Annotated in this window: 10 protein-coding genes; 1 reads left to right on the top strand and 9 read right to left on the bottom strand. The window is 63.0% G+C overall.

Annotated elements, in window-relative coordinates:
- Positions 1-3 precede the first annotated feature (3 nt).
- The gene (locus tag ACMGG8_RS16345; RefSeq protein WP_414157922.1) at positions 4-1,344 is read left to right on the top strand and encodes an MFS transporter; all 1,341 of its coding nucleotides are present in this window, start codon (positions 4-6) and stop codon (positions 1,342-1,344) included.
- A 47-nt stretch (positions 1,345-1,391) separates the two neighbouring features.
- Here ACMGG8_RS16345 and ACMGG8_RS16350 read toward each other — a convergent pair whose 3' ends face one another.
- The 9 genes from ACMGG8_RS16350 to ACMGG8_RS16390 form a co-directional block, all read right to left on the bottom strand.
- Positions 1,392-2,741 (bottom strand): cation:proton antiporter, encoded by a 1,350-nt coding sequence (locus ACMGG8_RS16350; RefSeq protein ID WP_060839948.1) that lies wholly within the window; start codon positions 2,739-2,741, stop codon positions 1,392-1,394.
- Between the two features lie 9 nt (positions 2,742-2,750).
- A complete protein-coding gene (locus ACMGG8_RS16355; RefSeq protein ID WP_060843986.1) occupies positions 2,751-4,262 on the bottom strand; it encodes an amidase in 1,512 nt (503 codons plus the stop codon).
- Entirely contained in the window at positions 4,262-5,929 is a 1,668-nt protein-coding gene (locus ACMGG8_RS16360) for an NAD(P)/FAD-dependent oxidoreductase (protein WP_414157923.1), read from the bottom strand. Before ACMGG8_RS16360 ends, ACMGG8_RS16355 begins: the two co-directional genes overlap by 1 nt.
- A gap of 67 nt (positions 5,930-5,996) precedes the next feature.
- Positions 5,997-6,638, bottom strand: coding sequence for a peroxiredoxin-like family protein (locus ACMGG8_RS16365; RefSeq protein WP_414157924.1), 642 nt, complete (start codon positions 6,636-6,638; stop codon positions 5,997-5,999).
- Between the two features lie 16 nt (positions 6,639-6,654).
- Positions 6,655-7,419, bottom strand: coding sequence for a DNA alkylation repair protein (locus ACMGG8_RS16370; RefSeq protein WP_414157925.1), 765 nt, complete (start codon positions 7,417-7,419; stop codon positions 6,655-6,657).
- A complete protein-coding gene (locus ACMGG8_RS16375) occupies positions 7,412-9,055 on the bottom strand; it encodes an FAD-binding oxidoreductase (protein ID WP_414157926.1) in 1,644 nt (547 codons plus the stop codon). The genes ACMGG8_RS16370 and ACMGG8_RS16375 overlap by 8 nt, the downstream gene beginning before the upstream one ends.
- Positions 9,045-9,911, bottom strand: a complete 867-nt coding sequence (locus tag ACMGG8_RS16380; protein WP_108545593.1) for a class I SAM-dependent methyltransferase — start codon at positions 9,909-9,911, stop codon at positions 9,045-9,047. Before ACMGG8_RS16380 ends, ACMGG8_RS16375 begins: the two co-directional genes overlap by 11 nt.
- A 51-nt stretch (positions 9,912-9,962) precedes the next feature.
- A complete protein-coding gene (locus ACMGG8_RS16385; protein WP_060843980.1) occupies positions 9,963-10,892 on the bottom strand; it encodes a GNAT family N-acetyltransferase in 930 nt (309 codons plus the stop codon).
- Positions 10,893-10,933: 41 nt separating this feature from the next.
- Positions 10,934-11,446: a MarR family winged helix-turn-helix transcriptional regulator gene (locus tag ACMGG8_RS16390; protein ID WP_060839940.1), complete on the bottom strand. Its 513-nt coding sequence runs from the start codon at positions 11,444-11,446 to the stop codon at positions 10,934-10,936.
- Between the last annotated feature and the right edge of the window lie 146 nt (positions 11,447-11,592).

Below are 11,592 nucleotides of genomic sequence, written 5' to 3' on the forward strand. Positions count from 1 at the left end.
AACATGGACGTGTCCTCTTGCAACCCCCAGCGCCAGCGGCGCCGGGCCTTTATCGGCGCCACCTCCGGCCACTTGATCGAGTGGTACGACTACGGCGTCTACGGCTTTCTGGCGCTGTACATCGGCAAGGCGTTCTTCGTCTCCGATGACCCCACCAGCAGCCTGCTGGCGAGTTTCGCGGCCTTTGCCCTGAGCTTTTTCATCCGGCCCCTGGGCGGCCTGTTCTTTGGTCCGTTGGCGGACCGCATCGGCCGGCGCCGGACCCTGATCACGGTGCTGGTGCTGATGGCCGGCTCGACCTTCCTCCTGGGCCTGTTGCCGACCTACGCCAGCATCGGCATCGCCGCGCCGGTCATCCTGGTGCTGATCCGCTGTGTGCAGGGGTTTTCCGCCGGTGGCGAGATCGGCACCATCACCAGCTTCATTGCCGAATACGCCGGCCCCGGGCGCCGCGGCTTCGCCACTTGCTGGCTGATGGTCACCGCGGTGCTCGGTCTGTTGCTGGGCGGCGCGGTGGCCAACGGCATGACCTGGGGCCTGGGGGCGCAAGTGATGCAGGACTGGGGCTGGCGCATTCCGTTCCTGCTCGCCGGTCCTTTGGGCTTCATTTCCCTGTACATCCGCCTGAAGCTTGAAGACAGCCCGGAGTTCCTCGCCCTGGTGCAGGCCGGAGAGACCTCCAAGGCGCCGCTGCGCGAAGTCTGGCAGTGGAAACGCTCGATTGCCCTGGTGTTTTTCATCATCACCCTGCACAGCTCGATCTTTTACCTGGTGCTGACCTTCGCCTCGACCTACATGTCCAACACCCTCAAGTTCGACAGCGGCACCACCTTGCTCTATGTGTTCGTCGCCAGCCTCTCGGCGGCCCTGGTCATGCCCCTGGGCGGAGCCTTCACCGACCGCTACGGACGCAAGCCGTTCCTGATGGTGATCGGCACCCTGGCCACCCTGGCCATGTACTGGTTCTTCAAGACCGCGCCCAACGCCACCCCGGCCACGCTGTTCTGGCCGTTGATGGCGGTGGCGATCCTGTTCGGGCTCTACGCGTCGTCGACCTACGCGCTGATGAGCGAACTGCTGCCCACCCGCATCCGCTCCACCGGCATCGCCGTGGCCTACAACATTCCGGTGGCGGTGTTCGGCGGCAGCGCGCCGCTGATTTCCACCTGGCTGATCAAGCTCACCGGCGACATCACCGCGCCCTGGTACTTCTACGTGGCCACCGGCGTGGCGTCGCTGATTGCCCTGGTGGTGCTGCGCAAGGAAGACTTCGTTGCCTGTGCCGCGGAGCACCCGGCAAGGCAGCCAGACGCCGCCTTGAGCCTGCCCACCGTCGGCGCATGAGCCAAGCGCGGATCTGGTCGGTGGCGCGACCGACCAGATCCGAGCTGTCACAACTGGGCGGGCTGATTGCCCGCTATCGGCATCGGCTGCCCCAGGCGCTCGCGGGCAGTCAGCAGGCGGATCAGCGGTGAGGCGATGAAGGTGCTGATGATCGCCATGATCACCAGGATGGTGAAGTACTCTTTGGGCAGCACGCCAAGGTCATAACCGACGTTGAGCACCACCAGTTCCATCAAGGCGCGGGTGTTCATGCAGACCCCGATCAGCGCCGAGTTTCGCGGGCTTTCTCCCAGCAGCCGGCTGGAACCGTAGGCCCCGAAGAATTTGCTGGCAAATGCCACCAGGCACACCAGCAGACAGTTGAGCAGGGCGTTACTGCCCTCCAACGAACCTACGTCGGTTCGCAGGCCCGTATAGGCGAAAAATACCGGCAGGAAGAACGCGTTGACCAAGCCGCCGACCTTGGCGTTCCACTGGGCGACAAAGGGCCGGTGAGTATGCAGCGCCACGCCCATGATGAAGCCGCCAATGATCGAGAACACCCCTATCAGGTTGGTGATGACGGCGCTGGCAAAGAGCACGATCAGCATCAGTGAAATGCCGTGTGCCGACAGGGGCCGACGCTCCAGGTCGCCGATGATCCAGCGCAGGATCAAGGGGCGGACCTGCCACAGCACCACGACGATGAACAGCGCCAGGGCCAGCATCCTCAGGAGCGAGGTCCAGACGTTGAAGTTCGAGGCAATGATCGAGGTCACGCCGCCCAGGATCAGCCAACCGCAGACATCGTCGATTGCCGCGGCACCGATGGTCAGGGTCGCCACCCGTGATCGCGACAGGCCCAGTTCCATGAATATGCGCCCCAGAATCGGCAGGGCGGTGATTGACAGGGCTGTGGCGAAGAACAGTTGAAAGGCCAGCAGCGGAGGCCGCTCACCGGTTATCTGCAGCCAGAAAAATTCGGCGCTGAAAAAGCCGCTGGCGAAGGGCACCAGCAAGCCCCCAAGACTGATGAAGATGATCGAACGCTTGCGGCCTTTGAGGTGCGCGCCAAATTCGAACTCCAGGCCCACCTGGAACATCAGCAGAATCAGCCCGACCTGAGCCGTCGCGATGAATGCGGTAGAGGTCTGCGGCACGAAGATGCTGTGCAACAGCTCTGGAAAAAAATACCCCAGCAAGCTTGGGCCCAGCACCAGGCCTGCAAGGATTTCACCGGCCACCGGGGTTTGTCCCAGGCAGCGGGTGCTGAGCCAGGAGATCACCCGGCTGACGGAAAAGATCACGATCAGCTGGATCAGGAACAGCAACGTCAGGTGTTCGGCCTGGGAGCCCACAGCCGATTGCCCCATGGGTGGGCTGGCGGGCTGTTGGGTTGTCGCACTGGTGGTTTGCATAGAGACTTCCTATCCCTTGAAGTGTGAAAGCGCTGGCTTGAGCCAGCCACCAAACTGAGTTTGCAGAAATACTGCGGCGTCCAGCAGCAAAGCGTCCTGGCCGGGGCCGGCGACCAATTGCACGGCCACCGGGCAACCTTGATCCAGGCGCCCCATTGGCACGCTGAGGGCCGGCAGGCCCAGGGCGTTGAACAGGGCGCAGTAAGCAACGTCTAAGGGGCGCTTGAGGGCATGCCCGTGTTCCGGCGCGACGCCTGGCGTGACGGGCATCAGCAGCACGCTATGGCCGTCGAAGAGCTCGGCGAAGGCTCGTTGCAAGTGATCGCGCTGGGCAAGAAAACGTCCCAGCCCCGGATTGCCCAGGGCGTCGCCGACACTGTCCAGCCAGGTCGCCAGCAACGGCCCCGTAGCATGTCGCGCACGCCCTGCAAGGCTGGCGCGGGCTGCCCGCCAATAGCTCAGCGGCTGCCCATCGCCCAGGTAGTCCGCCAGGCGGACCTGCGCCTCAAGCTTGAGCACCGCCAGCCAGATGAAAAAGGCGTTGTGCATGCCCGGTTCCTGCCAGGCATGCAGCGTGGCGCCCTGGCTGGCCAGGCATTGCCCGGCGTCGTTCAAGGCCTGGGAGACAGCCTCGGACACCGGGCTGCTCCATTTCATCCTCTCAGGCAGGTACAGGTGTACCCGCCTCAGGCGCGCGGGTTCGGCAACGGGCGCAAACCGCGAATGGATATTGCGGTCGATGCCATCGGGCCCGGCGATGATCTGCAGGACTTCGCTCAAGTCCTCGGCATGTCGGCACAGTGGGCCAGCCGCAAAATGAGCGGATACCGCCTGCGCGTTCGCTTGCTCGCGACCACGCTCGTCCAGTGGCAAATGACCGCTCAAGGGCACCAGGCCGCGCGATGGCTTGAGACCGAAGACCCCATTGAACGCGGCGGGAATGCGCACTGAGCCAGCGCCATCGGTGCCGAGGGCAAAGGGCACGCAGGCGCTGGCCACCATGACCGCATCGCCGCCGCTGCTGCCTCCGGCGGTGCGCGAGGCGCGATACGGGTTGAGCGTGCGGCCATAGAGCAGATTGTCGGTTTCCGGCCACAGGGCCATCTCCGCCTGGTTGCCCAGCGCCACGGGAATGCCCCCCGCGCTGATCAGGCGCTGGGCAACCGTGGCCGTCGAGGAGGCCGTAACCTGCCGACGCAAGGTCGAGCCGCAGGTCTGTGGCCACCCCGCGAGCCCCAGGCCTTCCTTGATCGAGAAGGGCACTCCATGCAAGCGTCCCAGGGGGTGGCCCCGCAAGACATCAGCTTCTGCCCGACGCGCAGCGCTACGGGCGCAGCGGTAGAGTTCGACCGCTATCGGGTTGCACAGGGCCTGGATCTCTTGGCAGCGCTCGATGGACTGTTCCACCAGTTCGACCGGCGAGATGTCCTTGCGCTTGATCAGGTGCGCCAGTTGTACCGCGCTCAGCTCCAGCAACGCGGGCGGGCGGCCGCAGGAGGCCGACGGCGTCAGCGCGGACATCAATGGCGGGCCAGATCGAGAAAACCGCCGTCATTGCCAAAGGGCGACTTCAGCAGTTCCGGCGACTCGCCATATTTGTAGAACAGCGAGGGCTTGAGCCTCAGGCTCAGAGACCGCGCCAGATCCTGCACCACGCCGCAGCTGTGGCGCAGCAACAGTTTCAAGTGCCGCGGCGTCGCTGACCACTTGACCATCTTCATCAGGCGGACCCGCAGTGCGGCCGAACGCAGGTAGTAATGCGCGGCATACAGCGGCCGGGCGCGATGTTCGGCTTTGTACAGGTCGAAGTTGATGGTGCGCGAGTACAGGTTCGGCATCATCTCCGGGCTCAGGCCCGGGTTGGAACGGCGGACTTCCTGCAGCAGGCAGGCAAAGGGCAGGGGAGAAGGCTGCAACTCCCGGGGGTAGCGCGGCAGCAGGTCGGCAAACTGCTGGGCCTGGTGCCCGTCGAGGAAGTCGCCGGTCATATACATCGGCAGCACGACGTGGAAGTAGGCCATGTTGGCGAACAACAGGGTCCAGCCCATCATGAACGGGTCGTCCATGACCTCGTACCATTTGCTCCAGGTGTCCTGCAGCGCCAGTTGCGCCTGAATGTGAGACTCCAGGCAGTTGACGTAGGCCGGGGTCAAGCTGGCATGGAGGTCCTTTTCGATCATGGCCGCGATCTGCGGAATCTGCTGTGCCACATAGGCCAGCCCGGCGCTGTTGGCCGGATCGAAGGTGAACGCGGCGTCGCCGAGCAGGAACCAGCCGTCGGTGGAGTAGTACTGCTGGGCTTCATACATGTAGTTGTACATGGCGTGGGCATCGACCACCTGGCCGCTGGCGATCAGTTCGGTGATCACCGGATGATCGGCCATGACCTTGTCGGTGAACTGTTCGAGGGTGCCGATCTTCTGTTCGATCATGTCCGGACGGTAGGTGATGCCGATGCTGATCATGTCTTTGCCATCGTCGCTGCGCATCGGGATCATCCAGATCCAGTAGCCCTTCCCGTAGAAGTGATGGGTGACGTAGTAGGGGTCGTAGCAGTGGTGCTTGACCTTGTGGATGTTGATGTTGGACAGCAGGGTGCGGTCGAAGTCCTTGAGGCGGAACCAGAAGGTGCTGCGCTGGTAGGTGGGTTCCTTGTGCAGCTTGAGCTTCTTGGCCATGAAGCGGTTGCGTCCGGTGGCATCGATGATCCAGTCCGCGGTCAATTGCTGGGGCGCGTCGCTGTCGCTGCGCAAGGTCAACAGGTGAGTGGCATGCTCGCCCTGGTGCAGGTCCACCGCGCTGACGTCGGCCTCGATCATCTGCACTTGATGCTCGTCGACGATCCGCCGCAGGTCTCGGTCGAAACTGAACCGGTTGAGGTTGTAGGCCGGCATGCGAATCACCCCCGGCGCCTCATGCACCACATAGTTGCGGCATTCCGGGTTGTTGCGCAGCTTCAGGTAATAGGTCAGGCCGTACTTGTGGTAGTGCTTCTCCTCCAGCAGGCTGCCCAGTCCCAGGCCCTTGAAGAAGTGGGTGGTCAACTCAACCGTCGACTCGCCCACTATCGGGCGCTTTCGATCCGGGCGGCCGATCAGGATGACCTCGACTCCGGGGAGGCGTTTCTTGAAGTACAGGGCAGCCAGGTGACCGGCAACGCCGGCCCCCATGATAGCGATACGTTTCATTGGCTCAGTCCGTGAACAAATAGGGAGGGCCGAAGGTGCGACGGCCTTCGGCCGGGGGGTGAACGGTTTAGCGGCCAGCAGCCTCGATCAGGGTCGCGGGTTCGACGCGTTCCGAGTAGTCGACATTGACAAAGGCGTGGCGAATCACCCCGTCCTGGCCGATCACGAAGGCGCTGGCCATTGGCAGCGTCAGGGCATCCGAGCCGTTGAAGACTTTCAAGTCGGCGCCCAGCGAGCGGTAGACCGCGTCCAGTTCATCCTCAAGCTTGAAGACGATGCCGTATTGCTCGGCCAGGCGGTTTTCCGGGTCGCTGAGCAGCAAGTAGCGAATGCCCAGCGCCTCACGGGTCTTGGCCGAGGATTGCGGTGTCTGCGCCGATACCGCGACCAGGGTGGCGCCGGAGGCTGCCAGGTCGCCGACCATCTGTTGGTAGGCGCTCAAGGCCAGGTTGCAGAACGGGCACCACAGGCCGCGGTAGAACACCAGTACCAGGGGGCCCTTGTCGAGCAGTTGGCGCAGGTCGACATCCTGGCCATCCGGGTCCTTGAGCACCGCCAGCGGCGCCTTGTCCCGGGCTTTCAGGGCCTTGGTTGCCAGGCCGCTGTCGACCAGTGCCTGCAGTGAGGCCGCGAACTTCTGCAGGATCTCGCCCGGCAGTTGTTCGGCCATCTGCTGTTTTGCGCCTTGCAGCTTTTCCTTGAGAGACATGCGTAACTCCTTTTTTCTAGTGAGACAGGCTTCGGGTAGCCCGGGTGTGAATCCTGTGGGAGGCCTTGCAATCGGGTGGGTAACGTTGAAACAGCTGGCGAACCCAGTCCGGGCGCGTCTTGCTGGCATCGTTGAGCCAGTTGGCGACAGAGTCCTGGGGGTATTTCTGGCTTTCGGCGAGCAGCGGGATCAGTAGCGGCTCGGCTAATTCCGGGGTGTTCTTGAGGGCGGCGATGTGCTCGCACCAGACGCCTCGGGGGCGCAGGATCTCAATGCTGAAACGGCGGATCAGCGGGTCTTCGCTGAGCGCGTATTGGCGCAGCAGGGGCAGGGCCGTCGCAAGGTCCTGGCTGAGCAAGGGCCGCAAGGCGATCCAGGCCCATTCGCGCACGCCGAAGTGGCTGTCGCAGGCAAAGTGCAGCTGGCTCTGGATCGCCGTGGCCAGGGATTGATTGCGTTCGCGGTAGGCATTGGCGAAGGCCGCCCAACTGCGCACGGTGTCCGATGGATGGGCCTGCAACAGGGTCCAGGCCTGTTGGCGCGCGGGCGGTGCGGCGAGCTCCAGCCATTGCCCGAGAGCCAGCCCCAGGGCGGCGATTCTTTTCGAAATGCCCTGTTTCTCGGTTGCCTGGGCGGCGGCGACCAGCGCCTGTCCCAGGCTCTCGTCGAGCTGGCCGGCAATGGCCGTGGCCAGCGCGGTCTGGTCAACGGCCAGGCACTGCGCCAGGTTGCGGGTCTCGATCAGTCCCTGATTGATCAGGTGGGTGGTGTCTTCACTCATGGCAGGCTACCGGCTCGGGGTTGGCAAGGGGCGCTCGGGTGTCGGCAGGCAGGCAGTAGCGGCCTGGCGAGAGCAGATGATGGGGATCAAGGGCGTGCTTGAGGCGAGCCCCCAGCTGCCAGGCGGGTTGTTGCCGGTCCGCCAGCAACGGCATGAATGCCACCGGGACGCGATAGGGCACGATCCCCCGAGCCTTGCCCAGTTGGAACAGTTGCTGATAGCAGTCATGGGCCCGTGCGGATGCCTGAGGGTCGCTGCGCGCAAACAGCAACGGCACGGTGCAGTCAATGGCCCGGGTCGAGAGCGTGGTCAGGGTGATCGGGCAGAGCATGTCCTGCATCTGGCACTGCTCGTTCATGGCCTGCAGGAAGTCTTCGATCAGTTGCTTCTTGAACGGTAGCACCGGGGCGTACCAGATCAGCCCGCAGTGGTCGCGCGCGGGGTTCAATCCTGGCCCGGGAGGCGGCTTGGCCCCTGCGCTGTAGGCCAGCGGCAGGGCGACTTCGTTGGGGCGCCCTTCCATCAGTTCAACGCCGAGCAACATCTTTTCCAGGGTCCGCTGCCAGCGCCGCGCCCAACGCCCCGGCAGCCGCTGCAACAGGCCGTGCGCCAGGTCCAATTGGCGGTGGGTCTTGAACATCGAGCGATCGGCAAAGCCCTTGAGTTCGCGCCGGATCATGCGCTTGAGCGATGCGTGCTGGTCCGCGTGGCAATAGATCGAGCCAACCCCCATCCAGGCCGGCAGCCCCAGGCTATCGGCGGCCTGGCGCAGTTGTTCGCCGGAGCGTCCGGCGAGGCCCTGGCCTTCACTGGCCATGGTCAGCAGGCGAGTGCGGTTCATGAGGTTGATGCCGCCCACCTGGCCCTGGGCCTGTTCGAGGATGCGCCGCACACCCTCCAGCGCCGGGCCAAGCCTGGCCGGGTCTTCGATCCAGAAATAGAACGGCTGAATGACCTGGGGTTTTCTCACCAGGGCGAGGCTCATCTGGGTCACGATGCCCAACCCGCTCTGGCTGAACAGGCCGTCCAGATAGGGGCCCACGCCCCATTTGAAACACGGACTGGCGGCTCCCATCGACAGCGGTGAGCGGTAGATCTGGCCGTCGGGCAGCACCGCCTCCAGGGCCAGGACGGCTTGGAAGTGGTCGGTCTGCGGAGTAATCCCGTAACCCCGTTCCAGAGCGTTGCCCAGCAGGCTGCAAGAGGGGCCGGCACCGGTCACCGGTGTCAGGTAGGGCAGGCCACGTTCTTGCAGGTATTGCGCCAGCGCGCCTTGGGTAACGCCGGGCTCGAGTGTGACGACTGAGAGCTCCTGGTCGAACGACAGAATCCGCGTCATGCCCGACAAATCCATGACGACGCAGTGCTCGCGACCGGTCGCGGCACAACCGTAGCCCCAGTTGTTACCGGTACTGATGGGGTGCAAGGCGATGCGGTGCCGGTGGGCAATGGCCACACAGGCCGCCACTTGCTCGCTGGAAAGGGGCGCGATCACCGCCTGGGCATAGGCCGGAGAATGCATGGTGTCGTGCTGGACGTGGGCGATGCCGGCGTGATCGAGGCGCACTTGCGACTCTCCCAGAACGTCGCGCCACTGCTCCAGGGCGGCCTGCAGGCGGGTGCTTTCAGAAAGCACTGGCCAACCCTCCCAACCGCAGGAACAGGCGCAGTTGCTGTACATCGGCCTTGCGGCTGGCTGGCAGCGCGGCATAACGGCGCTTGAACTCCGGCTTCATGGTCTTGACGCAGCGTCGCTTGGGCGTGCGGATCACCATCATCAATGGGCTCAGTGCCGTGCTGTAGACCTTGGCGCAAGGTCCCAGGTAGCTGGCCGCCAGCGTCTGGAACTCTTCCAGGGAGAAGGCCGCCAACAGCGAGTGGCGGTAGTCCAACAGGGTTTCCCGATCGGCGCCGTCGCTGGCGCGCTGAACGAAATAATCCACCGATTCGGTTGATTTCAGTCGCCCGAAGTCATTCAGGTAAATGGCGCGATCGTTACGCAGCACCCGGGCAATGTTCCTGAAGGTGGACTCCAGCTGTTCCAGGCTCGCCAGGTGGTGCAGGGCCATGGAGGAAATCACCACGTCGACACTGCGGTCGCCGATCCGGCCCAGGCGAGACATGTCGTCCTCAATCAATTCAACGTTGTCGATGCCTTGTTGCCGAATCGAATCCCGGGCGATGTCGAGCATGTTTCTTGATAGGTCGACCCCCACGAATTCGGCCCGCGGGTTGAGTCGCGCCACCTGCAGCAGCAGGCTGGCGGGCCCGCAGCCGATATCCAGGACAACGTCCCCGGGCTTGATCAGCGCGCACATCTGCGCCGCGTGATACAGGTAGGTTCCAGAGAGGGCCTGGCCCTGTCCGGCGCTGTTGGCATAGGACGCAACGCTGGGCTGGGCCTCCATGACCAGCTCCGGTTCCGGTGTGCGAATGAACGGCTGTTTAGTGGTGATTTCTCTGTAAATCGCCCGCAGCAATCCCGTATCCATGACTCATCCTCCATGAAATGATGTGTGAAATTCGGCAGGGGAAGGGCGTGTTTACGCCAGGGCCAGCGCCCGTTTGATGCGGTTGCTCAGGTGCCTGCCATGGACCCCGCAGCGGGCCATGTGGATCAGCACGTCCTGTTGCTGCCAGCGATGCACGCCAGCATCGGCCGGCAGGCGAATCGCATCGAAGTCGCGCTGGCAGAAAAATTCGAAGAAGTTGGTGCTCTTTCCCGCGACCGCCAATTTGACCCCGGAGGACTGATAAACGCTCTTGAAGCTGTCCTGGGCGTCTGCCAGCCCCAGTGACAAAGGCTGGGAAAGGGCGTCGTTGAGCTTGGTGTAGCGCTCCACACGGCCAATCGGCGAAAAGAACAGCACCTTGCGATAGAAGGAGCTGGCCCTGGGATGCACGGCAATCAGCAGCTTTTCAATCCCGCGGTAGTGCATTGCCCATCGGAACATCGCGTTGTAGAGCATCAGCGGCACACCCTTGCCACGGTAATGCGCGGATACCGCGAGGGTCCCGACTTCGGCCAGGCGCTGGCCCGACAGACGCTGCAGCAGGACTTCGTTGCCGTGAACTTCTTCCATCGGCAATCCCAGCATCGAGTCTTCGATCAATGACACCGTGCCGATGACCTGCTGTTCCTTGATCGCGACGAAGGTCGTGGTGCCAGGTAGCAGGTGAAAGGCAGAAAAACGCATGCCGGCACGGCAGACGGTGGAGATTCCCCGGCGTGCATAACTCTCGTTGACCAGTCGCAGGGCTTCTTCCAGCTCGAAGAGGCTTTGTATCGGGCGGAACTCGAAGCCCTCGATGGCCAGGGGCGCGCGGGCGATGCGCGTGAGAAACAGGTGGCGGTAGAGCGGGGGAGGAATGTAACGCTCCAATGAGGCCAGGCTATGCCTGAGCGTATCGACGCTACTGTGAAGACGCGGCTTCCTGCCGAAATTGGTCATTACCTTTTGACTCTGCAACATCAGTCACCTCCATGTGTTGCTACTACCATTGACGCCCGGCGCTAATCCCCGTCAGGAGGTTGCAGTGCCAGGGCGGGGCTTGCAGAAATGCAATAGATCGCTTCAGTCAGCGCCTGGCGTTGTTCCGCGCTCAGGCCTTCGATAATGCTGCAGATCCAATCGGTGTGATCGGCGAACACTTCGTCCACCACCTGCTTGCCTTCCGCGGTCAGGTTGATGATCAGCTTGCGTCGATCCGTCGGGTCTGGCTTGCGCTTGATGAAACCATCGCCTTGCAGGCCATCGAGCAGTCCGGTCACGGTGCCGGTGGTGATGGACAAGCGCGTCGCGAGTTCCAGTGGCGAGAGTTTCCCGCCCGCACTCTTGAGGGTCAGCATGATCACGAAGCGCCCCTCTGAAAGGCTGTAGCGGGCAAGCCGTACAGCACAGACGCGGTTGATGGTCGCTGCGGCCGAAAGCAGTTCGAAGCACAGTCTGACGCTCTCGCGAGCGTCGGGAGAAATGTTCTCCAGTGCCTGCAGCATGATGTGATGTTTGTTCTCTAAAATATTCATAAGGCGCAGTTTATCTTGGCGCCTTACTAAGTCAACGGTTAATTCTTTTGGTTTCTTTTGTTGGTTTTAACGTGTTGTTTTATATGGATTTAATTTGATATTTGCGGCGTGGGAGGGGGGTGTTTGGGGGGGGCAATTGGTGACTT

Source organism: Pseudomonas sp. BNK-45 (assembly GCF_047456255.1).
Taxonomy (GTDB): Bacteria; Pseudomonadota; Gammaproteobacteria; order Pseudomonadales; family Pseudomonadaceae; genus Aquipseudomonas.

Excerpts from the sequence above, each read along its gene's own strand:
- ACMGG8_RS16355 (WP_060843986.1), bottom strand. The coding sequence starts at position 4,262 with ATGTCCGCGCTGACGCCGTCGGCCTCCTGCGGCCGCCCGCCCGCGTTG.
- ACMGG8_RS16365 (WP_414157924.1), bottom strand. The coding sequence starts at position 6,638 with ATGTCTCTCAAGGAAAAGCTGCAAGGCGCAAAACAGCAGATGGCCGAA.
- ACMGG8_RS16370 (WP_414157925.1), bottom strand. The coding sequence starts at position 7,419 with ATGAGTGAAGACACCACCCACCTGATCAATCAGGGACTGATCGAGACC.
- ACMGG8_RS16390 (WP_060839940.1), bottom strand. The coding sequence starts at position 11,446 with ATGAATATTTTAGAGAACAAACATCACATCATGCTGCAGGCACTGGAG.
- ACMGG8_RS16385 (WP_060843980.1), bottom strand. The coding sequence starts at position 10,892 with ATGTTGCAGAGTCAAAAGGTAATGACCAATTTCGGCAGGAAGCCGCGT.
- ACMGG8_RS16350 (WP_060839948.1), bottom strand. The coding sequence starts at position 2,741 with ATGCAAACCACCAGTGCGACAACCCAACAGCCCGCCAGCCCACCCATG.
- ACMGG8_RS16360 (WP_414157923.1), bottom strand. The coding sequence starts at position 5,929 with ATGAAACGTATCGCTATCATGGGGGCCGGCGTTGCCGGTCACCTGGCT.
- ACMGG8_RS16345 (WP_414157922.1), top strand. The coding sequence starts at position 4 with ATGGACGTGTCCTCTTGCAACCCCCAGCGCCAGCGGCGCCGGGCCTTT.
- ACMGG8_RS16380 (WP_108545593.1), bottom strand. The coding sequence starts at position 9,911 with ATGGATACGGGATTGCTGCGGGCGATTTACAGAGAAATCACCACTAAA.